The sequence below is a fragment of the Peribacillus sp. YIM B13481 genome (assembly GCF_042787985.1).
Classification (GTDB): Bacteria; Bacillota; Bacilli; order Bacillales; family DSM-1321; genus Peribacillus; species Peribacillus simplex_A.
Genome location: NZ_JBHZPE010000001.1, coordinates 77,683 through 104,037, shown reverse-complemented (window position 1 = coordinate 104,037; position 26,355 = coordinate 77,683). Strand labels below are relative to the sequence as shown.

Annotated in this window: 24 protein-coding genes; 18 read left to right on the top strand and 6 right to left on the bottom strand. The window is 39.7% G+C overall.

Going from position 1 to position 26,355, the window contains the following annotated elements; genetic code table 11:
• Window positions 1-70 precede the first annotated feature (70 nt).
• From ACFX4X_RS00550 to msrA, 6 genes are all read left to right on the top strand, one after another.
• Complete coding sequence (locus ACFX4X_RS00550) at window positions 71-1,663, top strand: ATP-binding protein (RefSeq protein WP_377380783.1); 1,593 nt, start codon at window positions 71-73, stop codon at window positions 1,661-1,663.
• Window positions 1,660-2,364: a response regulator gene (locus tag ACFX4X_RS00545; RefSeq protein WP_377380781.1), complete on the top strand. Its 705-nt coding sequence runs from the start codon at window positions 1,660-1,662 to the stop codon at window positions 2,362-2,364. Before ACFX4X_RS00550 ends, ACFX4X_RS00545 begins: the two co-directional genes overlap by 4 nt.
• Before the next feature lie 369 nt (window positions 2,365-2,733).
• Entirely contained in the window at window positions 2,734-3,780 is a 1,047-nt protein-coding gene (gene desA / locus ACFX4X_RS00540) for a Delta(5) desaturase DesA (protein ID WP_377380778.1), read from the top strand.
• A 94-nt stretch (window positions 3,781-3,874) separates the two neighbouring features.
• A complete protein-coding gene (locus ACFX4X_RS00535) occupies window positions 3,875-4,996 on the top strand; it encodes a sensor histidine kinase (protein ID WP_377380775.1) in 1,122 nt (373 codons plus the stop codon).
• Window positions 4,997-5,008: 12 nt separating this feature from the next.
• The gene (locus tag ACFX4X_RS00530; RefSeq protein ID WP_061465526.1) at window positions 5,009-5,617 is read left to right on the top strand and encodes a response regulator transcription factor; all 609 of its coding nucleotides are present in this window, start codon (window positions 5,009-5,011) and stop codon (window positions 5,615-5,617) included.
• 124 nt (window positions 5,618-5,741) lie between these two features.
• Window positions 5,742-6,263: a peptide-methionine (S)-S-oxide reductase MsrA gene (gene msrA, locus ACFX4X_RS00525; protein WP_125159752.1), complete on the top strand. Its 522-nt coding sequence runs from the start codon at window positions 5,742-5,744 to the stop codon at window positions 6,261-6,263.
• Here the strand turns inward: msrA and ACFX4X_RS00520 are convergent.
• Complete coding sequence (locus ACFX4X_RS00520; protein ID WP_377380771.1) at window positions 6,235-6,462, bottom strand: hypothetical protein; 228 nt, start codon at window positions 6,460-6,462, stop codon at window positions 6,235-6,237. The two genes, msrA and ACFX4X_RS00520, sit on opposite strands and share 29 nt — an antisense overlap.
• A gap of 235 nt (window positions 6,463-6,697) precedes the next feature.
• Here ACFX4X_RS00520 and ACFX4X_RS00515 point away from each other — a divergent pair, with 235 nt between their 5' ends.
• The 4 genes from ACFX4X_RS00515 to ACFX4X_RS00500 all read left to right on the top strand — a co-directional run bounded on the left by ACFX4X_RS00515 (window position 6,698) and on the right by ACFX4X_RS00500 (window position 10,063).
• Window positions 6,698-7,393: a response regulator transcription factor gene (locus ACFX4X_RS00515; RefSeq protein ID WP_377380768.1), complete on the top strand. Its 696-nt coding sequence runs from the start codon at window positions 6,698-6,700 to the stop codon at window positions 7,391-7,393.
• A complete protein-coding gene (locus ACFX4X_RS00510; RefSeq protein WP_377380765.1) occupies window positions 7,390-8,745 on the top strand; it encodes a sensor histidine kinase in 1,356 nt (451 codons plus the stop codon). The genes ACFX4X_RS00515 and ACFX4X_RS00510 overlap by 4 nt, the downstream gene beginning before the upstream one ends.
• A gap of 64 nt (window positions 8,746-8,809) precedes the next feature.
• The gene (locus tag ACFX4X_RS00505; RefSeq protein ID WP_284469294.1) at window positions 8,810-9,358 is read left to right on the top strand and encodes a PepSY domain-containing protein; all 549 of its coding nucleotides are present in this window, start codon (window positions 8,810-8,812) and stop codon (window positions 9,356-9,358) included.
• A gap of 216 nt (window positions 9,359-9,574) precedes the next feature.
• On the top strand, window positions 9,575-10,063 hold the full coding sequence (locus ACFX4X_RS00500; RefSeq protein WP_377380762.1) for a tetratricopeptide repeat protein: 489 nt from the start codon (window positions 9,575-9,577) through the stop codon (window positions 10,061-10,063).
• A gap of 248 nt (window positions 10,064-10,311) precedes the next feature.
• Here ACFX4X_RS00500 and shc read toward each other — a convergent pair whose 3' ends face one another.
• The 3 genes from shc to ACFX4X_RS00485 form a co-directional block, all read right to left on the bottom strand.
• Complete coding sequence (shc, locus tag ACFX4X_RS00495) at window positions 10,312-12,207, bottom strand: squalene--hopene cyclase (RefSeq protein ID WP_377380759.1); 1,896 nt, start codon at window positions 12,205-12,207, stop codon at window positions 10,312-10,314.
• 174 nt (window positions 12,208-12,381) lie between these two features.
• The gene (locus tag ACFX4X_RS00490) at window positions 12,382-14,037 is read right to left on the bottom strand and encodes a M14 family metallopeptidase (protein ID WP_377380756.1); all 1,656 of its coding nucleotides are present in this window, start codon (window positions 14,035-14,037) and stop codon (window positions 12,382-12,384) included.
• 364 nt (window positions 14,038-14,401) lie between these two features.
• Window positions 14,402-14,860, bottom strand: a complete 459-nt coding sequence (locus ACFX4X_RS00485) for a DUF1450 domain-containing protein (protein ID WP_377380754.1) — start codon at window positions 14,858-14,860, stop codon at window positions 14,402-14,404.
• 135 nt (window positions 14,861-14,995) lie between these two features.
• Here ACFX4X_RS00485 and ACFX4X_RS00480 point away from each other — a divergent pair, with 135 nt between their 5' ends.
• The 5 genes from ACFX4X_RS00480 to ltaS all read left to right on the top strand — a co-directional run bounded on the left by ACFX4X_RS00480 (window position 14,996) and on the right by ltaS (window position 21,941).
• The gene (locus ACFX4X_RS00480) at window positions 14,996-15,946 is read left to right on the top strand and encodes an ABC transporter permease (protein WP_061465518.1); all 951 of its coding nucleotides are present in this window, start codon (window positions 14,996-14,998) and stop codon (window positions 15,944-15,946) included.
• The gene (locus ACFX4X_RS00475; RefSeq protein ID WP_284469297.1) at window positions 15,939-16,886 is read left to right on the top strand and encodes an iron chelate uptake ABC transporter family permease subunit; all 948 of its coding nucleotides are present in this window, start codon (window positions 15,939-15,941) and stop codon (window positions 16,884-16,886) included. Before ACFX4X_RS00480 ends, ACFX4X_RS00475 begins: the two co-directional genes overlap by 8 nt.
• Window positions 16,880-17,638, top strand: coding sequence for an iron ABC transporter ATP-binding protein (locus ACFX4X_RS00470; protein WP_061465516.1), 759 nt, complete (start codon window positions 16,880-16,882; stop codon window positions 17,636-17,638). Before ACFX4X_RS00475 ends, ACFX4X_RS00470 begins: the two co-directional genes overlap by 7 nt.
• Window positions 17,639-17,851: 213 nt before the next feature.
• Window positions 17,852-18,796: a siderophore ABC transporter substrate-binding protein gene (locus ACFX4X_RS00465; protein WP_377381055.1), complete on the top strand. Its 945-nt coding sequence runs from the start codon at window positions 17,852-17,854 to the stop codon at window positions 18,794-18,796.
• Between the two features lie 1,177 nt (window positions 18,797-19,973).
• Window positions 19,974-21,941 carry a lipoteichoic acid synthase gene (ltaS, locus tag ACFX4X_RS00460; protein WP_377380749.1) on the top strand — a complete coding sequence of 656 codons (1,968 nt, stop codon included), beginning with the start codon at window positions 19,974-19,976 and terminating at the stop codon, window positions 21,939-21,941.
• Window positions 21,942-21,997: 56 nt separating this feature from the next.
• Here ltaS and ACFX4X_RS00455 read toward each other — a convergent pair whose 3' ends face one another.
• Together ACFX4X_RS00455 and ACFX4X_RS00450 are read right to left on the bottom strand one after the other, a co-directional pair.
• Window positions 21,998-22,618, bottom strand: coding sequence for an RraA family protein (locus ACFX4X_RS00455; RefSeq protein WP_377380746.1), 621 nt, complete (start codon window positions 22,616-22,618; stop codon window positions 21,998-22,000).
• A 358-nt stretch (window positions 22,619-22,976) separates the two neighbouring features.
• Window positions 22,977-23,156 carry a hypothetical protein gene (locus tag ACFX4X_RS00450; RefSeq protein ID WP_284469301.1) on the bottom strand — a complete coding sequence of 60 codons (180 nt, stop codon included), beginning with the start codon at window positions 23,154-23,156 and terminating at the stop codon, window positions 22,977-22,979.
• Between the two features lie 119 nt (window positions 23,157-23,275).
• Between ACFX4X_RS00450 and ACFX4X_RS00445 the strand changes: the two genes are divergently transcribed.
• From ACFX4X_RS00445 to ACFX4X_RS00435, 3 genes are all read left to right on the top strand, one after another.
• A complete protein-coding gene (locus ACFX4X_RS00445) occupies window positions 23,276-23,605 on the top strand; it encodes a DUF948 domain-containing protein (RefSeq protein ID WP_125162601.1) in 330 nt (109 codons plus the stop codon).
• Window positions 23,606-24,095: 490 nt separating this feature from the next.
• Window positions 24,096-24,623 carry a YhcN/YlaJ family sporulation lipoprotein gene (locus tag ACFX4X_RS00440; RefSeq protein WP_377380742.1) on the top strand — a complete coding sequence of 176 codons (528 nt, stop codon included), beginning with the start codon at window positions 24,096-24,098 and terminating at the stop codon, window positions 24,621-24,623.
• A gap of 220 nt (window positions 24,624-24,843) precedes the next feature.
• Window positions 24,844-26,352 (top strand): spore germination protein, encoded by a 1,509-nt coding sequence (locus ACFX4X_RS00435; RefSeq protein WP_377380739.1) that lies wholly within the window; start codon window positions 24,844-24,846, stop codon window positions 26,350-26,352.
• The last annotated feature ends 3 nt before the right edge of the window (window positions 26,353-26,355 follow it).

Here is a 26,355-nt window from a genome sequence, read left to right as displayed (position 1 = left end):
TTTCTGAATGTTATGAAAACCCCTTTTTTAAAGGGGTTTTTTTTTATATGATGTATGAAGAGGTGATTGAATGCGTTTACACACCAAGTTGATGCTGGGCATCTGTACGTTAATCATCTTAATGGGGGGAATCTTTGAAGTTATTTTTATAAATATCTTAGAAAATAACCTGAAACAGGAAACAGGGGAAAAAGCATTGTCGGTTGCCCAGACCATTTCTTTGCTGCCTGAGATTAAACAAGCTTTTCGGACGGAAAATCCTTCTGTAATCATTCAGCCCATCGCGGAAAAGATTCGCAGGCAGATCGATGCGGAATTCATAGTAATAGGAGATGAGAATGAAACACGGCTGTCCCATCCGGATCCAAACTTGATCGGGAAGAAAATGGTAGGGGGGGATAACGGCGAGGTTTGGAATGGGAAATCCATCATCACGGAGTCGACTGGGACATTGGGTCCTTCCATAAGGGGGAAATCCCCGATAATGGCAAATGGAAAAGTCATTGGTGTAGTCTCTGTTGGCTACCTTCAGGATGATATTGAAAAAGAAGTGTCCAGAATACAACGAAAGATAGTATGGACCATCTCTTTTATCTTAATCGGCGGTTTATTAATAGCCTTTTTCATTTCATTAAATATAAAAAAGGCGATATTGGGTCTTGAGCCGAAAGAGATTGCCTGGATGTTTCAAGAAAAGCATGCCATTTTGGAAACGATTCATGAAGGCATCATCGCCATTGATGTTCATGGGAAAATCACCGTCGTCAATGAAACGGCACATAAAATCCTGGATATCCCTAAAGACGTCATGCTTCGCGGGGAAAAAATTGAAGAAGTCATCAGGCATACACATTTGCTGGATGTGGTCAGCACGGCACAGGCCGAGTATGACCAGGAATTCATGATTGACGGTGAAATTTTTTTGGCAAGCCGGATTCCCATTTTGAATGGACAGGGTGAAGTCATCGGTGCTGTAGCAAGTTTGCGGAATAAGTCGGAACTATCCAATCTCCTTCAAGAGCTATCACATGTAAAGGCGTATGCAGAAGGGCTCAGGGCCCAGACACATGAATATTCTAATCGGCTCTATACTCTATTAGGCCTGATCCAACTGGGATCCTATAAAGAAGCGATTGATTTCATATCGAAGGAAGTGGATGTCACTCAAGGCTTCATTCACTTTCTGATGAAGGAAGTGCCTGATCCGATTATTGCCGGGTTCATTTTAGGGAAAGTAAGTTTAGCCAGCGAGCTGAAAATTGATTTTACTATTGATAGAGAAAGCAGTTTTAAAGATATTCCGCCCGAAATAGATCGGGATTTATTAGTGACGATCATCGGCAACCTTATCAATAATGCCTTCGAAGCTGTACGCGAAAATCAAAGGGAGGAAAAAAGGGTATCGTTGTTCGTGACGGATCTGGGTAAAGAGTTGATCATTGAAGTTGAAGATAATGGTAAAGGAATGAATTCAGAAGTTACAGAACGTATTTTCCAGGACGGTTTTACGACGAAAAGCCATCAAACCAATTCAGGTATAGGTTTGGGCCTTGTTCAGGAAGCGATTGATGGATTAGGGGGATATATCACTTTTTCGACGAGAGAAGGGGAATATACGATCTTTACTATAGCCATACCAAAAAACAGAGGGGTGATTAAATGAAAGCCATTCGCGATATAGAAGTTTTAATCGTAGAAGATGACTTACGGATTGCCGAGATACAGAGGCTATTCATCGAAAAGATTGAGGGGTTTAAAGCAATCGGGATCGCGTCAAGTTATGTTGAGGCTAAAAGCTTCATTGAAATCATGCAGCCGGATTTATTATTGCTCGATATGTATTTTCCGGATATGAATGGGCTCGATATCTTGAAAGATATTAAGCAGCAAAGCAAACAAATGGATGTCATTATGATAACGGCGGCAAAAGAGATCGAAAAGGTCCAGGAGGCCATCAAGATTGGCATATTTGATTATATTATCAAGCCTGTCGCATTTGAGCGTTTCAAGCAGTCCTTACGCAGATATAAAGAGTATTACATTAAATTGTCTGAATTGGAAAAGGGCAATTTTCCCGTGACGCAGCAACAGGTGGATAAGCTATTGCGAAAGGAAATGAATGACAAGGGTAGGGCCCAGACTTCACTGCCAAAAGGAATCGATAGGATGACTTTGGAGAAGGTGATGGTTGTTTTGGGGAAAGCCTCCCTGGGGTTAACTGCCGAAATAGTGGCAAAGGAAATCGGGGTGAGCAGGACAACGGCAAGGCGCTATCTTGAACACTTGATGACTGAGGAAAAAATCGAAGCCGATCTAACATATGGCACGGTAGGCCGGCCTGAACGGGTTTATGCAATAAAGTAATAAATGGATTCGCCAGATGGCGGATCTTTTTTTTGATCGAATATTTTACTGCTTATTTATTTGGAATCAGGATTTATGTGTGGAATGATTGATGGGACTTTGAGTGAATTTATCATTTTTTTAAGGGTGAAAATGATAATTAAGGAAAAAATACGTGTGAAAAGTGATGAAGTAGACAAGTATATGACATTTGTAATGCCAGCCAATTGACGTTTATGACTATAGAAGATCAATGATTATTCCTATACTTAAATAGAGAGTAAGATGTTAAACACCAACAAGGCATAATTATGGTATTCGAAATATGTAAGCTGAACCAATCCATTTAAACACTCCATGTTTCTATATAATATTTATGAGGAGGAAATCATGAGTAATCAAAAACAATTAAGAAAAGATGTTGCCCCTTTTGAAAAATCCAATACTAAATCAAGTGTGAAGCAGCTTATAAATACATTTCCGCCATTTTTCCTGTTATGGTTTTTAGCTTATCAAAGCTTAACCATCTCATATTGGCTGACCCTTGCATTGGCCGTTTTGGCTGCAGGATTCGTAGTCAGGATTTTCATCATTTTCCATGATTGCTGTCATCAATCGTTCTTCAAAAGCAGAAAAGCGAATAACATCCTGGGTACAATCAGCGGAATCGTCACATTATTTCCGTATGAGCAATGGAAGCATAGTCATTCCATACATCATGCAACAAGCAGTAATTTAAACAAACGCGGTACAGGAGATATCTGGATCATGACCGTTGATGAATATGTAGCTGCTTCATTCTGGGGACGTCTGGCTTACCGTTTATATAGAAATCCAATCGTCATGTTTGGATTAGGTCCATTCTATCTATTCCTTGTTTCGAATCGTCTGAATAAAAAAGGCGCAAAAAAGAAGGAACGCATGAATACGTATTTGACAAATGCCGCAATCGTGGTGATTTATGGTTTGTTATGCTTGGCTATCGGATGGCAGGCATTCCTGATGATTCAGGTACCGCTTCTTTTTGTAACTGGATCCCTGGGCATCTGGCTGTTTTATGTACAGCATCAGTTCGAAGATTCTTATTTCGAAGAGGAATCGGAATGGGATTATGTGAAGGCTGCCATTGATGGAAGTTCTTATTATAAACTTCCGAAGGTTTTACAATGGGTAACTGGTAATATCGGTTTTCACCACGTGCATCATCTTAGTCCAAGAGTGCCGAACTATAATCTGGAAAAAGTCCATGATTCCACCCTGCCTTTGCAGCAGGCAACGACAATCACCCTTAGTTCAAGTTTAAAATCACTTCGATTCCGCCTTTATGATGGGGAAAACAAGACGTTTGTAAGTTTTAAAGAGATTAAGGAACGTCTAAATGAGAAAAAATCAAAGTTGGAAATCAATAATAAACGTCCAAGTCTTCAAGAGAAATAAATAGTTAATCAAAAAACCATTCAATTTCCATTGGATGGTTTTTTGATTAAACACCTTAGTATATACTAGGAGAAAAAGAAATAGAGGCGGCGCTATGCAAAGTTGGTATCATATCTTTCCTAAGAACACAGGGCTGAGCCCTTATGTCTGGATCATTTTTTGTATCCTTCCTTTTTACTTCATTTTCAAATCTTCATCGATGTTGGAGACTGTCTTTGGAATCGTCATGATCATTTTGTTTTTCATATCATATGGTCTCTCATTCGTTTCGAAGGGATGGCCCGTATACGTATGGACGGCTATACAAATAGTCATATCCATATCCATGACCATATTTTTCAGCTACATTTACTTTTCACTCTTTTTAGCATTCTTTATTGGGAATGTTCAAAATAAGGTTGGCTTTTTCGTATTATATTCGATCCAGCTATTAGCCACCATCGTATCTGTCAATATTGGATTCATCATGAAAGACCCTACCTTCTTTTCACAATTTCCCTTTATGCTCATTTGTGTAGTGGGCGTGATCCTTCTCCCATTCAACACTTATAATCGGAATAAACGTGATAGGCTGGAAGAACAATTGGAAGATGCACATAAAAGAATTTCCGAGCTTGGCAAAATGGAAGAACGCCAGCGGATTGCCCGTGATCTACATGATACACTTGGACAAAAACTTTCTTTGATTGGCTTGAAAAGTGACCTTGCAGGGAAATTGATTGATTTAAAACCGGAGTCGGCTAAGAAGGAAATCAAGGATATCCGTCAAACGGCGAGGACGGCACTCAAGGAAGTACGGGAAATGGTGTCGGAAATGCGTGGGGCCAAGCTATGCGATGAAATCATCCGGGTCAAGCAAATATTGAAAGCGGCAGAGATAGACTTCAATTTGGAAGGCACAACGGAATTGCAAGATACTCCATTGTTTGTTGAAACGGTTTTAAGCATGTGCTTGAAAGAAGCTGTGACAAATATCGTCAAACATAGCTGTGCCGACTCATGTAATATCGTCATCGAAGAATTACAGACAGGAGTGACGATGAAAGTCCAAGATAATGGAGTGGGACTTTCACATAAATCAGAATTTTTTAAAGGCAATGGACTTCAAGGAATGAAAGAAAGGCTTGAATTCGTTAATGGCAGCCTGGATATTAAATCAATAGATGGAACTGCACTTTATATAAGGGTTCCGAATGCTATAAAAAATAATGGATAGGTGGGATTAACATTGATTAGAATCGTAATTGCTGAAGACCAAAGGATGCTGCTTGGCGCTCTAGGTTCTATCCTTGATCTGGAAGAGGATATGGAAGTTGTCGGAAAAGCGAGCAATGGGGAAGAAGCAATGAATCTCGTTAATCGTTTAAAGCCAGATATCTGCATTACGGATATTGAAATGCCAGTTAAAACCGGGCTTGATGTAGCGGAAGAGATCAAGGATCAGGGCCACCAATGCAAAGTCATCATTTTAACCACGTTTGCACGCCCTGGTTATTTTGAAAGAGCCAGAAAGGCCGAGGTAGGTGGATATCTGCTGAAGGATAGTCCAAGTGAGGAACTGGCGAACTCGATCCGTGTCATCATGGACGGTCGGCGCATATATGCTCCTGAGCTGGTGGATATGGCTTTTGAAGAAGAAAACCCTTTGACTGAAAGAGAGTGCCAAGTGCTCCAATTAATTGCAGATGGTAAGAATACAAAGGAAATTGCCAGCCAGCTTTATCTGACCAATGGAACGGTCCGTAATTATATTTCGGTCATTCTTGATAAATTGGATGTAAGCAATCGCGTTGAAGCTATTGTAAGATTCAAGGAAAAGGGCTGGTCAAAAGATTGATCAAAGGGTACATCCCTTTTGGAGCGATTGGCATGGAGGCTTCGTAAATCAAAAGACACAGTGTTAAGATTAGGATATGGTATATTAGTTTTTATTACATATGTACAGGAAGGTGTTGACCATTATGCAAAAAGCTACATTTGCAGGAGGCTGTTTTTGGTGCATGGTGACACCATTTGAAGAACAACCCGGGATTGGGGGAATCGTATCCGGTTATACAGGGGGACATGTTGAAAACCCTACTTACGAGGAAGTGAAGACGGGAACTACGGGACATTATGAAGTCGTCGAGATCACTTTCGATCCCCTGTTATTTCCTTATGAAAGACTGCTTGAACTATATTGGCAGCAAATCGATCCAACCGACGATGGCGGTCAATTCCATGACAGGGGAAGCCAGTATCGAACGGCCATCTTTTATCATGACGAAGCTCAAGAGAAGCTGGCCATTGAAGCGAAAGAAAAGGTTGCAGCCAGCGGGAAATTCCAGAAACCCATCGTAACGGAAATCCTTCCTGCCCAAACCTTTTATCCTGCCGAAGAATACCATCAAGGCTTTCATAAAAAAAACAAAGATGATTATAAAGCGGACCGTGCGAAATCAGGACGCGATGAATTCATTGACCAGCATTGGAACGGTGAATGAACTGGATCATTATTAAACGATCCAGTTGATTACAGGTATCGGCTCTCTTTCCGCCGACTGTCTGCCAAGCTTCCTCGCCGCAAGCGGCAGCGTGGTCTCGGCAAGCCAGTTTTTCGGGATGAGGCCGTTCCGAACCCCATTTTGTCGACAAACTGTGACTATGGAAATATTCCATAGTCTTTTTATTATGGTTAGCCATTGATACTTAGGCTTTTATTATTTAGCTATGGGGAAATTTTTAATGATTGTGAGGAATCTGTGTATGGTGTCTGTAAAGACCCTCTTGGACTTTTTACATCCGATTCTTTTTTTTGACCTTTTAAATGCACAAAAATTTTAAAGTAATTATTTCATGGGATTTTTATGCAGGGTCTTCAATTTCTCATGATATTTTCATTTTTATTCAGTACACTAAGAGGTGGGTGGTGGTAATCATGAATAAAAGGATTTTAATAATAGAAGATGAAGAAAAAATCGCGAGGATCCTCCAGCTGGAACTTAATCATGAGGGTTATCTAACTGAATCGGCTTTTACCGGAAAGACAGGTCTGCAAAGGGCAGAATCCGAAGAGTGGGATTTAATCTTATTGGATGTGATGCTACCCGAGTTGAATGGCATAGAAGTACTTAGACGTTACCGGAAAAAGAATGGATCTACACCAGTCATTCTTCTAACCGCAAGGGATGCTGTACCAGACAAGGTGAATGGCCTGGACCATGGTGCGAATGATTATGTAACGAAACCGTTTGAGATAGAAGAGCTGCTGGCCCGGATCCGTGCTTGTTTTCGTACAAATGTACGTGAGAGCCAATCAGAAGGGAAAGAGGATGAACTTAAGGTCCATGATCTGCAATTGAGCCTTGGTACAAGGGACCTTCTCAGGCAAGGCAACAGGATCGAGCTGACTTCCCGCGAGTTCGATTTGCTGGTATATCTATTGCAAAATAAAAATCAAGTACTCTCAAGGGAGCAAATACTTACACATGTATGGGGATATGACTTTGCAGGGGATACGAATGTGGTTGATGTGTATATCCGTTATTTACGAAAAAAAATAGATTACCCCTTTGATTTGCAGCTCATACATACTTACCGCGGGGTAGGGTATAGCTTGAAGGAGCCGGTATGAAGATTCGGACGAAAATCCAATCGTACTCCAGTCTTTTTTTAAGCGTCATGCTTATATTGTTGAGTATCATCGTTTTAATCGCCTTTCTTTTGATATCTCTTGAGAGGGAAAGGGATCTGCTCGAAGATAAAGCTTCATTAATTGAAGAAAATATCCTGACGAAAGATTTGATTTCCGGTGATCCCGATTTAATGGAGCCGTATACCCCTGATGATGGAATGGTGCGGATATTTGACACAGATGGAAGGTTGATAAAATCGTTTACGGATGAAGAGGACCTTGAGGGGCTAGCGGTTAAATCCATTAATGAGAAAGGATTTGATTTTAGCAAAGCTGATGGGGATTACGTGTTGACCTACCGTTACGCATATCCCGAAGAAGGGAAGAAGCTAGGAATGATCGAGGTGACACAGCCGCAGGATACCCTCCTTGAAAATTTATCGACTCTTGCCCTCGTATTAGGTGGTGCATCCCTTTTTGTCATTCTTCTATCCATTTTTGCCGGTAAATGGCTGGCCAATCTAATCCTCAAACCCATATCGATCATGAGCGGGACAATGATGGATATTGAGAAAAGTGGAGAATTCAAAAGGATACCGCTTTCGGATCAATCAAAGGACGAGCTACAGGTAATGGGGGTGTCATTCAACAGGATGATAGAAAGGCTTGAGCGGAATTATAACCGACAGCAGCAATTCCTTTCAGATGCTTCACATGAATTGAAAACACCGATTACGGTCATAGAAAGCTACTCTTCACTATTGAAACGCTGGGGAATGAAGGATGAGGCGATTCTGGAGGAGGCGGTGGAGGCAATCCATCATGAAGCCATCCGGATGAAACAGCTGACGGAACATCTACTTCAGTCCGCTTCCCAAAGTGAACCTTCAAAGGATATTGAAGGAAAAGTCGAACTTATTTCGTTTTGTGAACAGATTGCCCAAACATTTAGAAGGACGGCAAACCGTGAAATAAAGATACAATCCGAGTTTAAGGAAATATATGCAATGGCCATTTCCAGCAAGCTTGAACAGGTGCTTGTCATCCTATTGGACAATGCCATGAAATATAGTGAATCGGATATACAAATCCTGATAAAACAGAGGGCTAATGAAATTTTCATTGGTGTTAAAGATCAAGGGGCAGGGATATCACCAGAACATCTACCGCATGTATTTGAACGTTTTTATCGCGTGGATTCATCAAGGGCAAGGAAAACGGGAGGCAATGGACTCGGGCTTTCCATCGCTCGAACACTTGTCGAGTCATTCGGCGGTAAACTGGAAATTCAAAGCGAAGTGGGAGAGGGGACGTTGGTGACTATTACTCTTTCTCATCAAATTCTAATCTAGCGCTCATGTTCGTTTCATGAATGATGTTTATTATTAAGGTAACAACTCAAAGGAGGAATTATTCATGAAAAAGCAGTGGGCTACGATAAAAGAAGGTATCATTCAAAAGAAAAAGGTAATCTTGACGGTTTCCATAGCTTCTGTATTGCTTTTCGGCGGTGCCGCTGGAACTGCGGTATATGCAGTCAATAAGAGTGCGTTATCTGAGGATGAGGCTATCAAAATGATTTCAGAAAAACTGGGCGGTAAGGTTACTCAATTTGAAAAGGATTGGGACCAGCCGATGACCTATGAGATGACCGTTAAAACGAATGAAGGCTATCAAGATGTAGAGGTCGATGCTGAAAAAGGAGAGATTCTTTCTCGGGAGATGGAAGACGAAGACGATGAGGATATGAGCACACAACAAGCAGTGGAAATTGCAAAAATCAGCATGGATCAAGCTGAAAAGATTGCCTTGAAAGAGGTGGAGGGTCAAGTGACGGATGCAGAGCTTGATTCAGAGAATGGCATACTTGTGTACGAGTTGGAGATAAACCAGGGACAAAAGGAATATGATGTAGTGATAGATGCCACTACGGGGAAAGTATTGAAAAACCAGTTGGATGATTAATCAATATCTAGAACTGAAATGTGTGAAGGATTTGCCAAGTGGCAGATCCTTTTTTATTCACAATGGCATATCCGATTGAAAAGTGAGGCCGATCCAGACTCCCATTTTCCTACATATAAATTCTGAATTACTCTTTCTCAGCCGATCTAAGAAGGTATTAAATGGGGGACTCGCGAATAGGGGCAATAAGGAATTTTATTCAATGGAGGAATGGCGATGGAGAGTTTAGAAAGGGCACTGATATTAAGGGGCAAGAAAGAATTCAAAAAATCCAATCAATTATTGATGGATTTGGCAAAGCAAAATCCAGAGGATGCAGTCATACAGTATCAGTGTGCCTGGAGTTTGGATATTCTTGGACTAGAGGTAAAGGCGGTGCGCCATTATGAAGCTGCCCTCAAACTAGGTTTGCCGGATGAGGACGCAAAAGGAGCCTACCTAGGGCTGGGGAGCACATATCGCACCATTGGGGAATATGAAAAATCAAAACGGACATTGGAAGCGGGGCTGGCAAAGTTTCCTGAGGATAGGGCTTTATTGGTATTCAGGGCCATGTCATTTTATAATTTGGGCCGACATGATCTAGCGATGGAATCCTTATTGAAAATAATTGCGGAAACCTCTAAGGATCGAGAAATACAATCTTATGCAAAGGCCATAGAATTCTATAGTGATAAACTGGATAAAGTTTTCTTGGAATCGTAATCATTCATCCCCAAACTATCCACAAAGCGTGCATAAACAAGTCATTAATACATATTCGAAATGAATTAATCAACAAAATTCAACAAAAATGAAGGGAAATGTTTATCGATGACTTGTTTTTAGTCATTTTACAGGCAAAATAATGTGGATAACCTCGGATTGTGGATAACTTTTCGTTGTTATTCACCCCTTTTCCACAGGTAATCCACATATTCACCTTTATATGATAAATATCACTGAAAAAGCGATTAAGCATCCATGAATTTGTTTCTGTAGTGACTTAAGGCAAGTAGCGGGTAAATATAGCGATAGCTGTGATAATGGGTATACAAAACGCTTGCCATGAGCTGGCCTGCAGGATAGTCATTGGTCCAGTCTTCTTTTTGAGCTCCGCGGGTGAGATAGGTGATGCCCTTTTCAATTTCAGGTGTGGGTTTGTCAGATGTTGCAATCAACGCATCCACAGCCCAAGCCGTATGTGTCAGGGTGCTGGTCCCGAGAGGCATATAATGCTGCTTGATGTCACTATAACAAGATTCACCCCAGCCACCATCTTTATTTTGGATTTTCTTTAACCAGGAGATGGCCTTTTTGATGGCAGGATGTTCAGAGGAATGCCCTACGGCCTTCATGCCAGTCAGTGCCGACCATGTGCCATATAGGTAACATATTCCCCAACGTCCGTACCAGGAGCCATCCTGCTCCTGATCTTTCAAGAGCCAATCTACGGCCTTTTTGCTGACTTTCCCAGGTTTCTTCAAATTTGTATAGTTCCCTAGAAATTCAAGCGTCCTGCCTGTTAAATCAGCTGTCGACGGGTCAGTCAAGAGGTAATTTGATCCTTCGAAAGGAATGAGATGTACCCATTTAGGATCGCTTTCTCGTTCAAATGCGGGAAATCCTCCATCGTCATTTTGCATGGAAATTGTGAAGGCGACACCACGCTGCCAGCTGTCCAGATTATCAGGTCTTGTTTGCATTTGACCTGCAAGCGCCCGTAATGATGCCGTCGTATCATCTACATCTGGATTCATTGTATTCAAATCAGAGAAACCCCAGCCACCTGGGACCGCGTCAGGATTATGAATTAACCAATCTCCATACATATAATGCTGGCGTGACAGTAAATACTGATTGGCGGACTTTACAGTTTCATCTTTTGATGGCAGTCCGGCTTCTTGCAGGGCATAACTGATTAAGGATGTATTCCAAACATGTGCTGTTGTAAGTTGGATATGTGTGTGACCATCAACGGAACAGGACATTCCCTTCAAACCGGAAACAGCTTTTAGGATTACAGGATCTTTTTTCGAGTAGCCGGTTGAAAGTAGGGCAAAAATCATGAAAAAGGTAGGCCCAAAATAATTATACAACGTTCCGTCGGGTTCTAGCCGGTCGAGCATAAATCGTTTTGTGGTTTCTAGGGCCAAGGAATGAAGATAATCTGGATAACCAATTAAAGTTTTGACACCTGTTTGAAGTTTGGAAAAGAAGGAGCGGTATTCGTCGGTTCGATATTCCTTCCACACATGCTCTTCAGACCGTTCCTCCCTTGTTTGATATAAATCTTTTAAACTAGGTGTGTTTGGGGACATGATCTGGAACCTTTTATGTCCTAGTAAAAGCAAAGGGACCATGGTGACACGGCCATATATGGATAGGTCATAAATGCTGAAGAAGAAGGTTGGCGGCAGTAATATAGCTTCGAGCGGGATCGGGAATAGGAGTGGCCATTTATATTGTCCAGTGATGGTGAGCATCATTTTAGTTAACATTTTGGCCTGTTTAATTCCACCCTTGGAAAGAATGAATTGTTTGGCTTTCCTCATATGAGGATCTTGTTTTTTTCGCAGTCCACTATAAAGGAGACCATAATAAGCTTCAATAGTGACTGAAAGATTACCGTCTTTTTCATCATGGAAAAGTCTCCAAGAGCCGTTTTCCGTTTGTCTGCTTTCAATCCTTTTTACTAATGCCTCTATTAAAGAGGCATCTTCTATTTCTAAAACTTTAAGTAAAATAATCATATAGGTATCAGCTGTTATCCCAGTGTCAAAGGGATAATTCCAAGATCCATCTGCTGATTGGTCTTGTTTTAAGCGATGAATAAGGCGGTTCATTTCCAATTGCACATGCTGGTTCAAAGTCGTTCCCCCTCTTAAACACATCGTCCGTTTATATATATATTCAAAAACTCTCAACACATTCAAAAAATAAAGTCCGCCAATAGGCTTAAAAGTGAATTAAATAGGAGTTCAAAAATAAAACGCTTCAGCAACGAAAGCTGCTAAAGCGTTTTAGAAAGTAATCGAAATGCATTATTTAACTGGTAATGCTGATTGTTTCATGTAGCGGTAAATAGGTAATTCTCCGCCCTTAACAGCGGGAATGAAATTGAATGTCACGTAGCTGTCTATGCCTTCTGGTTCGAGGGCCAGGGAAATGAAGTTAGCGTCAGGTTGGTCCATGTTAAATACATAGCTTCCTTTTGGGAAAACCCGAGTTTTTGAAGTAACGGTGGTCGTGACTTCCCTTGTGGAATGTCCGCTTTCCAGTTCAGCGGAAACTTTTAGATCCTTGACCCTATAGTTTTCAACAGCTACTTTCATAGGTCTTTTTAATTTTTTGACTTCTACTCCCAATAGCTGAAGTTTCTTGGCAATATCTTTATATTCGGATTGAAGGATATAGGCTGTCGGACGATCTCTAACCAGCGTAGGGTAGGCAGCGGTAGAATCCAGCCAATCGATGGTGGTATCGACCTTTTTGGCTTTCGCTATATCGACCACTGTTAACCTTTGATTTTTCATTAATTTATTTTGGCTGGTGATGACAATTTTGTCATTATCATTTACTTTTCTCCCTTTTTTCACCACTTCATTTTCCGCCTGCTTGACCACCTTTTTTACTTCATTGGCCTGATCAGCCGTCGTTTTAATGAAGGCAGCCTGAGCTGAAGCTTGTGCATAAACACGACGTTTGAAGTCAGTACGGCCGATATTGATACCCCTTGTTTCAATTAAATAGGTCATTGTATTTTTCAATCCGAGAGCGTTGCGACCGATGCGGGCTTCTGTGCTTCCTTCAGTAGCGGTAAGAATTCCAGTATCAGAAGTATCGAGTGTATAGTAATCATGATAGGAAAGCTTTTCTTTTTCCAATGCTTTGAAAACATTAGGTAAAAGCAGTTCATCGGATGCTTTTCGAAGCTGTTCCGGAATATTTAAATTCTTTGCTGATGAAATGAGCAGATCATAGGAAGCGATGGATCCATTTGCGCCTACCTTTTTAAGGGGAGCGGGGTTCACTGTATATTCATGTACATCAAGAATGACTTCAGGCCCATAATCATTGATGGTTTGATGAATAGTCTGTACTTCAGGATACTCCACTTTTAAATAGTCCCTATTCGCATCCATGTCATTTGCGGTAAATCGTTTGAAGTAATAGGAGCCATCTGGATTTACGCGTGGAACGATGGCAATGTTCACTTTATCGAGGACGTCACCAAGTTTTCCTTCGGCAAGCCATTGTGCAATGACTAATGTTGATTCACCTGAAGCGGGTTCATTGCCATGGATCTGACCTTGTATCCAAATCAATGGTTTACGGGAATCCTTATTGAGTTTTTTTGAATCCTTGCTGAAAAGAAGCATTGGGATGTCGCGTCCTTCTATTGATTTACCTATCGTCTTGACTTGGATGTTCTTGTTTTTATGGGAGAGGGACTTGATATGACCAATCATTTCTTCTTGGCTCGTAAAAGCGATCTTGCCTTGTATAAAGGCAGGGGTCTTGAAAGAAACATTAGGTTCAGGGAAAAGGTAGGAGAGGTTATCAGGTTGAATATAGCTTGGACCATTTCCATAATAAGGGGTGAATTCTTCTGTCATTGCGATGGGGTTCTGGCTAGGCAATCCAGTGACAAGACCTAGGGTTACGAATGAAACGATGGTAGGAATGATTTTTTTCACGGACGTCCTCCTATATATCTTTTTCCATAAATTATCATATATTCAGCTTTATATACAGTATAACCGTAGGAATTAGAGAAAAACAGGAAGTATCTACTAGATCAATAAAGGCATTCCATGGCTTGCAGCCCAGTAAAACTCTCTCTGTCAAAAAAAGAGTGTGGATGTTTTTCGATTACATAAGGGAATGACTCTGATGCATAACAACCTTCCCAAGGGCTTATCTTTCTAAGGGGAATGGTGGCAGAAAAAAGTTAGTAATTACTTTTCATAGTTATTCATCCCCTGGATTCTGTATACTTAGAGGTAGATAGTTGAAATTTCCATAATAAAATACGGTTCAAGCAATTTTGCTTGGCCCGTATCATTTCAATTCATCATATAACTGATTTAAAAGATTCCGTGAATCCTTGGCGTTCATTATCTGGCCGTTTACTTTCGCATATGGGGTTTGCTTACAAAGTTTACACTCACTTAAACATTCATATTCCTTATATTGAATCCTTGGATTCGCTAAGAATTTACCATAATCAGCAACCGTTTGTTCATCAAGGAAGCGGTCAAGATTATTTTGGCAAAATTCAATCTGGATTTTCCCTTTTTTTGTGAACACTTTAGATAGGAAGTTTTTCATCACATCGCTTCTTTCATTAGAAGAGTAAATATTTGTTATTATGATTTTATCACTTCCTGTAGCGAAATGCATGAGTGGTTCTTCCATTATCCGGAGTTTATCAAAGTAATTCCCTTGTATTTGTTGACACATGTCAAAGAAATGGTAGAATAAAGAATGAATGATAATGATAATGAATCTCATTATCATGAATGTGAGAACCCTGTAACTATTGTCTCATGAACCCCATTTCAATAGGGGATTGTACAATAGTCTTTATTCATATATTTTTAATTAAAAATATTATCGCTGTATTTACTGAGATAGGAAGAGTAGGAAATGTAGATGAAGATAAGATATTTAGTCATGTCGTTAATCGTTTTATCATTTACCTCATTATTCATTGGTGTAAAAGATATTACCCCCCTGGATTTATTGGATCTAAGTGATGATAAAGTGCAAATCATGCTGCAAAGCCGTTTCCCCAGAATGATGACCATAATCATTGCCGGCGTGGTGATGAGTATAAGCGGTCTGATCATGCAGCAATTGAGCCGCAATAAATTTGTATCCCCTACGACTGCCGGTACCATGGATTCTGCAAGGCTTGGACTTCTTCTTGCCATTATCATTTTTCCATCGGCAGCACTTATTGAGAAAATGGCATTCGCTTTCATATTCGCTTTGGCAGGTACATTCTTGTTCATGAAAATTCTTGATCAAGTGAAATATAAGGATACGATTTTCATTCCATTGGTTGGTTTGATGTTTGGTAATATCGTCGGTTCCATCTCGACATTCTTTGCTTATAAGTATGATTTGATTCAAAGCCTCAACACATGGATGAATGGTGATTTCTCGATGATCATGTCGGGAAGGTACGAACTAATATATGTAAGTATCCCTTTAGTCATTCTCGCATACTTCTTTGCCAATAAATTCACTGTGGCAGGGATGGGTGAGGAGTTTGCTATTAATCTAGGGCTAAATTATAAACTTATAGTCAATTTTGGGCTGATCATCGTGGCATTATCCTCCACTGTTGTCCTGTTAACGGTGGGAACGATTCCTTTCATAGGATTGATCGTACCAAATATTGTATCCCTTTACCTTGGTGATAATTTGAAAAAGAGTCTTTCTCATACAGCGTTGCTAGGGGCAGTATTCCTATTGATCTGCGATATTCTGGGCAGGATCATCATATATCCATTTGAAATTCCGATTGGACTCGTGGTTGGTGTGATAGGAAGCGCCGTATTTATCTATCTGATAATGAGGAGAAAGGCATATGAATAATAAAAGTAAGATCATTATATTAGCTGTTCTGGCAGCAGCTTTAACGGCAGGTTACATATTTTGGGACCTTGGCCCGAATTGGGATTACGCACTGCCGAGAAGGGTCATAAAAATCATTGCCATCATCGTGGTAGGTTGTGCGATAGCCTTTTCAACAGTGATTTTCCAAACGGTTACGAATAATAAAATCCTGACACCAAGCATTTTGGGACTGGACTCTATGTATATGCTGATCCAAACTGGAGTGATTTTCCTCTTCGGTTCAACGCATATCATGATCATGAATAAAAATCTCAATTTCCTGGTTACACTTACGGCCATGCTTATTTTTTCCAGCCTGCTGTTCAAGTTCATGTTCAAGAAAAACCGAAATATTTACTTTCTATTGCTGATCGGTATCATATTCGGGACCTTATTCGGCAGCATGTCTTCATTTATGCAGGTATTGATTGACCCGAATGAATTTCAAATGATACAAAATAAAATGTTTGCCAGTTTCAATAATGTCAACACTGACCTGTTAACATTAGCGATTATCCTCATGATAGCGGTAATGATATATTTTATGAGATTTTTGAAGTATTTAGATGTCATGTCACTAGGGAGGGACCAAGCCATAAACTTGGGTGTGGATTACGATTTTGTCACGAAACGGGTTTTAATCGTCGTCACGATTTTAATTTCCATTTCAACTGCCCTGATCGGTCCAATCACGTTCCTCGGATTACTTGTTGCAAATGTGGCTTATCAATTCATTAAGTCCTATCAGCATAAACATATCATCCCGGGTGCAATGCTGATCAGTGTGATTGCCTTGGTCGGCGGCCAATTCATTGTAGAGAGGATCTTTACGTTCTCTACCACCTTGAGTGTCATTATCAACTTTGTCGGCGGTGTCTATTTCATCTATCTTCTATTAAAGGAGAATAAATCATGGTAGAAGTGAAAAATTTATTCAAAAAATATAATAGTAAAACGGTTGTAGAGGATGTTTCCATTGAAATAACGAAAGGGAAAATCACATCTTTCATCGGTCCTAATGGAGCGGGGAAAAGTACAGTCCTTTCAATGATCAGCCGGCTCATTACCCGGGATTCAGGAGAAGTCCTGATCGAGGGGAAGGATATGGGGAAATTCAATAGCAATGAACTTGCTAAAAAGATTGCCATCTTAAAGCAGGCTAACCACATCAATATACGTTTAACGATTCGTGAACTCGTCGCCTTTGGCCGTTTTCCTTATTCACAAGGTAAACTGACTAAAGAGGATTGGAAGTATGTCGATGAAGCGATTGAATATATGGAACTTGGCGAAATGCAGGATAAATTTCTTGACCAGCTTAGCGGCGGGCAACAGCAGCGGGCATTCATTGCCATGGTTATTGCTCAGAATACGGAGTATGTACTTCTTGATGAGCCTCTGAACAATCTTGATATGAAGCATTCCGTCCAAATCATGAAGGTATTGAGGAGATTGGCCGATGAATTAGGGAAAACGGTCATAATCGTCATTCATGACATTAATTTTGCATCCTGTTATTCCGACTATATTGTCGCATTGAAGGATGGCAAGGTTGTTCATAATGGACCTACCGAACAAGTGATCAACTCCGAAGTATTAAAGGAAATCTATGATATGGATATTGAAATCCAAAATATCAATGACAATAAGATCTGTGTGTACTTCACGTAAGAAAATGCCATTTGGTTTTAAATTACTTCAGTATTCGTAGCCGTCTCAGATTCACTTCATACGCTCATTAGGCTGTTAAAAGTTGGCGGGCGCCCAAGGTTTTTAGCCGCCTCCTGTTTATATCCAGGGAAAGCGATGCAGGTGAATTCTGTGAAGGTGAGGATTCAATCTGTAATTTTAAATAAAAAAAAACTTTTCGAGGTGACCATAATGATTAAGAAATTATCTTTACTGCTTTTAGTTGCAATGCTGGCTGTAATGGCTGTAGCTTGCGGATCAGTTAAGGAAAAAGAAGAATCAGGTACGAAAAAAGAAAGTGCTAAAAGCGAAGAATTTACGGTTAAGCACCAACTAGGCGAAACGAAAGTAAAAACAAACCCTAAAAAAGTTGTTGTATTCGATATGGGTGCTCTTGATACTCTTGATAAATTGGGTGTGAAAGTAGCAGCTGTTCCTCATGATGGCCTTCCAAAATACCTTTCTAAATATAAAGGTACAACTGAAAATGCCGGCGGTTTAAAAGAACCTGACTTCGAAAAGATCAACGAGATGGCTCCTGACTTAATCCTGATTTCTGGCCGTCAAACTGAAGCATATAAAGAATTAAGTAAAATTGCCCCTACTGTTTATGTAGGTGTAGATACTGCAAATTATATGGAATCCTTTAAAGAAAATGTAACACTTTTGGGTAAAATCTTCGATAAAAAAGACGAAGCAGCTAAAGAATTAGCACGTGTTGAAGAAAACATTAATGCTTTGAAAGAAAAAGCTCCGAAGGATAAAACTGGTTTAATCGTTCTTGCTAGCGGTGGAAAAGTAAGTGCTTACGGACCGGATTCAAGATTTGGAATTATCCATGATGTATTCGGAGTACCTGCTGTAGATGATAAATTGGAGGTATCTACACATGGTCAAAGTATTTCTTTCGAATACATTGCTGAAAAGAATCCAGACTATCTATTCGTTGTAGATAGAGATGCGGTTGCCGGTGATGGAGCTGCAGCAAAAGAAACTGTTGAAAATGACATTGTAAAAAATACAAAGGCTTTTAAAGAAGGAAACATCATTTATCTTGATCCTAACTACTGGTACTTATCTGGCGGCGGTTTAGAATCTGTTGATGAAATGGTTAAAGAAGTTTCTAAAGGGCTTAAGTAATTAAATATAGTTTAAAAGCAAATCCTGCCCTCGATTGAGGACAGGATTTTTTTTATTTTTTATAATAAAGCTGAATGAAAGTATATATAATAACAAAGGGAAGAAAAGAAATCACTTAAAGGAAACCAATAATGCCGGTTACAACAGCTTGTAGGGTCTTCACACCCAATAAAGGGAAAATAAATAGGACAAGGTTCATATTAGACCCTGTTGTAGCTGCTAGGGCTTATATGGGCGGCTACCGAAAGAAAATAACTCCTCAGCCAAACAAATAACAACGTAAAAAAAATAGTTTCTTCCTATTATAATGTCAACTGCATTGATGCTTGATGCAGTTTCTGGTTCCGGTCTGGTTTTAAATTGTAATTTAAGTGAACTTTGGTAAATAATCTTAAAAACTAAAACATGAACATTCATGAAAACTAAGAATAATTGAATCCCCATCATACTAATTACTTCAAGTAATATAGGCAAATTTGGTGTCATTTACTATCAGGAGAAATTAATTCAATAAAAGTAGATCAACTGAAGTCAAGACGGGAATGATGTCGATATAACGCGAAATGAGTTTACGAAACAGGCCACAAAACCTTTTGTTATTTTATGGGATTTTAACTTGAGAGGATGCAGTAAATGAACGGGTGAACTTAAGCAGGCTTTTGGTTCTTACAGATAAATAGAAAGTGCGGGAGAGCGATGCATCAATGTAATCGGCAATCAAATTTCAGATGTCGAATTATCGGGAAAGAAATCCTCTAAATATCTAATAGTATTCAATGATTGAAGATTTACATCTTTACATATTTTGTAATGTGCTGGTGTTTTTATAAAGAGTCGTTTATAATGATAAAAGCCTGAAGGAAGTTAAATTAAATAGTGACGGTGATCCACAGTAACCCAAAAAAGTTACGGTGATATTTATTGGATTAAGACATGGAATTCCTATATATTTGTTATAGAAAATCAAGACGGTCGAAATTCTGTTACTTTTTCAAAAGTTGTTCATAAGCTAAAGAAGTGTTCTGGATCATAAGGGTTATTGATGTGACAAAAGGTGGTTTGCACAGTCTTGACTATCTGATTGAAAGAATGCTATCATAAGGTTTCCGATTTTCCGTCTTTTGTAAGTATGTAAAAATTTATATAAATAAACCACTAGATTAATAGAGGTGAGAGCATGAATAATTTTCTTAAAAAAAGCCGGCATTTATTTGCAGATAACATACTAGGCTTTTTCTTTATTGCGGTAGTCTTGTTTTGGATAAAAACGTATATTGGATACCGAGTTGAATTTAACTTAGGGCTTGAAAATGGCCTGCAACAGTTCCTACTGTTCATAAACCCGATTAGTTCAGCCATTTTATTCTTTGGCTTGGCACTATTGGCGAAAGGCAAAAAATCGTTTAAATGGATCATCGGATTGAACTTATTGATGTCCTTATGGTTATTCTTCAATATTGTTTACTACCGTTCATTTACAGATTTCATCACTATGTCAACTTTGACACAAGTGCAAAATGCAGGTGACTTGGGACCGAGTACATTAGCATTATTTAAATCCCATGATGTATTTTATTTCCTTGATACGGTACTTTTGATTGTGTTGTATAGATTCAAAGACTTTAAAGTGGAAAACTTCAAAGTCAAACGCCGTACGGTTGGAATGATTTATCTTGCAGGGCTTGCAATTTTTGCTATTAATTTAGGACTTGCTGAAAAGGATCGTCCGCAATTATTGTCAAGAACATTCGACCGGAATTATATTGTCAAATATTTGGGTATGTTCAACTATACGGTATATGATGCCGTTCAGAATACTAAAACGTACGCTCAGCGTGCAACTGCAAATAGCACGGATATCGCGGAAGTGGTCAATTATACGAAGGCAACAAGCGCTGAACCGAACCCTAAGTATTTTGGTGCAGCAAAAGGTAAAAATGTCATATACCTGCATTTGGAATCCATGCAGAATTTCATGATTGATTATAAGTTGAACGGGGAAGAAGTAACTCCATTTCTAAACTCACTTGCACATGAGAAGTCAGATTTCATGTACTTTGATAACTTCTTCCATCAAGTAGGCCAAGGTAAAACGGCAGATGCTGAATTCATGCTTGAAAATTCCCTGTTCGGTTTACCACAGGGGGCAGCATTCACAAACCGAGCCCAAAATACGTATCAAGCGGCACCTGCGATTTTAGGAGAAAAAGGATACACATCTGCTGTTTTCCATGGTAATTACAAATCTTTCTGGAACCGAGACCAGATGTATAAGGCTCTTGGGTTCAATCAATTTTTCGATGCAAGCCATTATAATATGGAGAATAAAGAAGAAGTGCTAAGTTATGGTTTGATGGATAAACCTTTCTTTAAAGAATCGATTCCAATGTTAGAAACGCTTAAACAGCCTTTCTATACAAAATTCATAACGGTATCTAATCATTTCCCGTATGCCATGGACCAGGACAAGGCAACAATCGGTAAGCAAACGACAGGTGATGCTTCCGTTGATGATTACTTCCAAACTGCACGCTATGCAGACGAAGCGCTTAGGGAGTTTTTCGTTTATCTGAAGAAATCCGGTCTGTATGATAACTCAGTAATCGTTATGTACGGTGATCACTATGGTATTTCGGAAAACCATACGGAAGCTATGTCAAAAGTGCTTGGCAAGGATGTTGGCGCATTTGAGAACGCCCAATTGCAACGTGTACCATTATTGATTCATGTTCCAGGTGTTAAAGGCGGGGAAATGCACCAATACGGAGGACAGATTGACCTTCTCCCGACTTTATTGCATTTGTTAGGAATTGAATCTAAAGATTATGTACAATTCGGTTCTGACTTATTGTCTAAAGATCATAGTGAAGTTGTACCTTTCAGGAATGGTGATTTTGTAACACCAGATGTTACTTCCATTAAAGGAAAATACTTCGATACGAAAACAGGAGAAATGGTCAAGGAAAATGATGACATCCTCAATTATAAAAAGAGAGTTGAAAAGATGCTCAATTTATCCGACCAAGTGGTGAACGGTGACTTACTCCGTTTCTATACTCCAAAGGGTTTTAAGCCAATTAACCCTGCTGATTATGATTACACATATAATGAAGAAGGTTCAAAGGAACCCGATTCCGATAAATAAGCTGAAAAACAGGCAGGAAGCCATTGCTTCCTGCCTGTTTTTTTATATGCGTTAGATCATGCTTTATTGGTCATCATGGCAATATACTTTCTTATTTCTTCAGGCTTTCCCGCGTGTTTTTCTGAACGCAGTTTATCTTTCATGATTTTATCCTTTGCTTTGATCAGGATTTCTTCACCCATGGATTGTGGCACGACAACGACTCCATCTATGTCCCCTATGATGATGTCACCTGGAAACACTGTGACACCTCCACAGGAAATGGGGATATTGGTTTGCCCTGCACCAGCCTTACCACTTGAGGCAACCGTTGTCCCTTTACTGAAAACAGGGAAATTCATTTTTTTAATTGCTTCAAGATCACGAATGACTCCATCGACTACGAGACCGCCAATTTCCATGGTCTGCATCATGCCGACAACAAAGTCACCTGCTATTGCACGGTATGTATCACCTTTGCTGTCAACGACTATTATATCTCCAGGTCTTGCTTCGCCGATTACTTTCAAGACGGCTGAATTATCACCGACGGGCATCTGTACGGTTAAAGCACGTCCGGCAAAATGAAACTCTTCTTTTAAGGGTTTAATCGCTGATTCCAGATTGTTCAATCCTTCCATTGCATCTGAAATGGCCGTGGTGGGCAAATTCCTAAACTGTTGAATGAGAGTATCCATGAATATGATTCCTCCTTGAAGGTTATGAATATAGACTAATTATACACAAATTTCGTAATTTTCCATTTATTTTCTGCTTATCGGTAAAATGGGAAATGTGGTGAAGTTCTTCTGTCATAAGGGGGCAAGGCAAGTCAATGGTTTAATCAATCGATTGATTAAATTTTCATGTTCATGGAGTATACTTTACACATCGCGTTTCCTACTTGTTCTGTATGTACTTCTATATAGCCTATTTACTTCATTCGCCTATGTCATCAAGAGGGAAATATCTTTTATACCCCTCAGTTATCCTGCCTCGAGCGGTCCTTAAGTGGAACTGGTGTGAGGAAGATCACTAAAGAGTTTTCAACAATCTTCAAAGCAGGAGCAAAACCAAGACGGAGGTTGCCAATGTAAGCCAAAGGGGGCTAAAAACTTCTGGATGAATGATCAAAAAAATGATTCCTGCTGTAACGGCAGCCTGTTGTATGGTTATATGTCTTATGAAGTGTATTCCAGCTTTAAAACAGGCTTTAAGTAGAGGCATATGATTCATTTTCATTCCTCCTTTTTCTTTCAATAATATGACCAGGCATAAAAGAAAATACATGGGGATTCGTTTTCTGCTCAAGGATTACGGGTATAGTAAAGGTAAAATAAAAGGAGGAATCATAGGTGGTTATTGTATATATTAGTCTTGCCCTCTTTATCGGATCGATCATCTATTTCGCTTTTTTTGCTTTCAAAACATTTAAGGATTCGAAACCGACAATTGAAAGTGTGACTGAAACTGTTTCACGCATTCAGGCAAAAACGGATCAGATTAAATCAGAGACGGATCAACTCGCCATGACTCAGCAAGAAATCACAGAAGATGTTCAATATAAAAAAGAGGCTGTACAATATACGGTTGATGCCGCTAAAAAAACACCGGAACCATTCAAAAATATTTGGTTTTCAATAAAAGGTGACAAATGGAAGCTTAGAAACAAAAGTGATGCATAGGCGTTTGACCGAATTTGGAATGCACATGATATCGTATGGGAATAAAAGATTTTGGTTGAAATTTTACCGGAATGGTTCAGGAGAAACGCGCAGGGATCTGCTTATACGGAGGGGAAAAAGCCCGAGAGGTTATGATTATGACCTTTCGGGCTTTTTCTGTATTGGGAGAGGAAAAAGAGATGGCTTTGATTCAATTGGTGATTGCGTGAATATTTAATAATAGGCGATGAGTTTAAAATATAATGATTGCTGGCATGGTTATTAGTTTTTTAATCATTGGCGATAAAAATCATTGCCTAGGGAACCCAGTATGCCATTGGGACTTGGAATAGGGGCTCCTGGGATCAGTTCTGGTAGGCATCATGAACGGTACGAGGTGCGTTTGGTGTTTTTTGGGTGAAGGTACTACCGGATTGAAAGTCACTTCTTATGAATAATCTATCCACTCCTCGTAAATAGTAATGTTAAACGTTTGAAAGGAGTGGAGAATATGAATTATAAGGCGATAGTATCAAGTGTGATGATGGCTTTAGTGATTACAGGTTGTTCTACTAATAATAAACAAGGTGCCAATGAAAATCTTGGCCTGAATCGTACGAATCAGGATAATTTAAAACATCCGACGAATGTAAGCGATACAAAGCGAAATATAAATAATGTTAATGATAATGATAATGATGCAAACGATATGAGGGTCTCCGATGATATCTCAAATCGTGTTGAAGCCTTGAAGGAAGTAAAGGACGCCAGGGTCATCGTGACTGATAATAATGCATATGTTGGGGCAGTATTAAATGACGGCGGGGATAAAGATATCTCGAATGACCTTAAAGACAGGATTGCAGATGCAGCAAGAGGAGCAGATCCATCGATAGACAACGTTTATGTTTCGACAAACCCTGACTTTGTTCAAAGCATGCATAAGTATGCGAATGACATTCAGAATGGAAAACCCGTTGCAGGATTCGTTGATGAGTTCCGTAAACTTGTAACACGCGTTTTTCCAAGCCAAAAGTAATTGGCAAAGAGTTAAATGAATTAAGACGCAAAGGCTTATCCGTTTATATCATGCTTTTTTAGGCATGGGATCCGGATAGGTCTTTTCCTATTTCAGGAAAAAACTAAAGGTAATCAGCAGCGAGTTGGGATATCGGTGAATCATGACTAACTTTAAAGAGGGTGGTTACAATAATTGGGTAAACTAAAGAACTCAAGACAGATAATGGGAGGTGGAATTAGTGAGGTTTTTTAAGGGAAGGAAGAAAACGGATGCAGCAGCCTTTCAGGTTACTTCCAAGGATTTTCAAGAACTTTTTAAAAAGTTTGAAGCATCTAATGATTTTCTTACTTTCCAATTCCCGAATGAAGATGGCTATACCATCTCCTATTTCAATTCACTGGTTAGTGAACAACAGCTCCATGAAGAAGTACTGGCTGTCATCTCTAATCAAACAAAGAAGGATCTTAAGCAATTAAAAAGCGATATTCCGATGGAAGATATGAAAGTGACGACTGATATTAACGTCATTCAAAGGTTGGTTTTGGCAGGATCGATCTTGATTCAATACAAGAAAGATGATGAAATGTGTTTGCTGATTCCTTGTGCTCACAGTGTGAAAAGGCAAACTTCCATACCCGAGTCGGAGTATACAGTCGCTGGGTCTAAGGAGGCTTTTGTTGAATCGCTTGATACGAATTTGAATCTAATTCGTAATCGGTTACCCATTCCTGAATTGCAGTCCAAGGAATTTCGGGTTGGGAGCATCTCGCAAACCAGGTTAGTGGTGCTCTACATAGATGGGATTGTAAATCAACAGATCATCAATACAGTCATGCAGAGAATAGATGATATAGAGTATGATACGATCGTGGATATTTCGTTTGTAAACCAGATGATTATGGATAATCGGAATTCGATGTTTCCCCAACTGATTGATACGGAGCGGCCTGACCATCTGGCCAGTGTATTATCAGAAGGGAAAATAGGGATTATGCTAGATGGATCGCCTCATGCATTAGTTGGTCCCAACACCATCATTTCGTTCTTTTCTTCATTTGAGGATTATTTTCAAATTTGGAATCTTGGTACTTCATTCCGTTTGATTCGTCTTTTCGCAGTCCTGTTTTCCGTTTTATCTTCACCTCTGTATGTTGCCGTTTTAACCTATCATTATCTGGTGATCCCAACTGATTTGTTGCCAATCTTAATTTCATCAAGGGGAGTGATCCCTTTTCCGCCGATTTTGGAAGCGATCGTGCTGGAAGGAACGATTGAATTGCTGAGGGAAGCAGCGGTTAGGCTGCCTGCTAAGGTGGGCTCTACCATCGGCATTGTTGGCGGTATTGTCATCGGTACAGCCGCTGTGGAAGCGGGATTTGTCAGTAATGTCCTATTGATGCTTGTCGCTTTGGCTGCTTTGGCTTCATTTACAGTGCCGATTTACCAAATCAGTAATACGATTCGCCTTATCCGCTTCCCTTTTCTAATTGCAGCGCAGTTATACGGACTGTTCGGATTAGCTTTATGCAGTGCATTCATTTTAAGTCATTTATTGAAATTAACTTCGCTTGGCAGTCCATATTTAGACCCTCTTTACCCGTTAAGGATTTATGACTTTAAAGATAGTCTAATTCGCCTCCCTTTTTCAAAGCAGACTAAACGCCCACAATTTCTGCGGACGGATAAGCCACTAAGGATAAGGAGGAAGGAGGAAACTAATAACTCCCAAAGTGATATTGATGAATAAGGC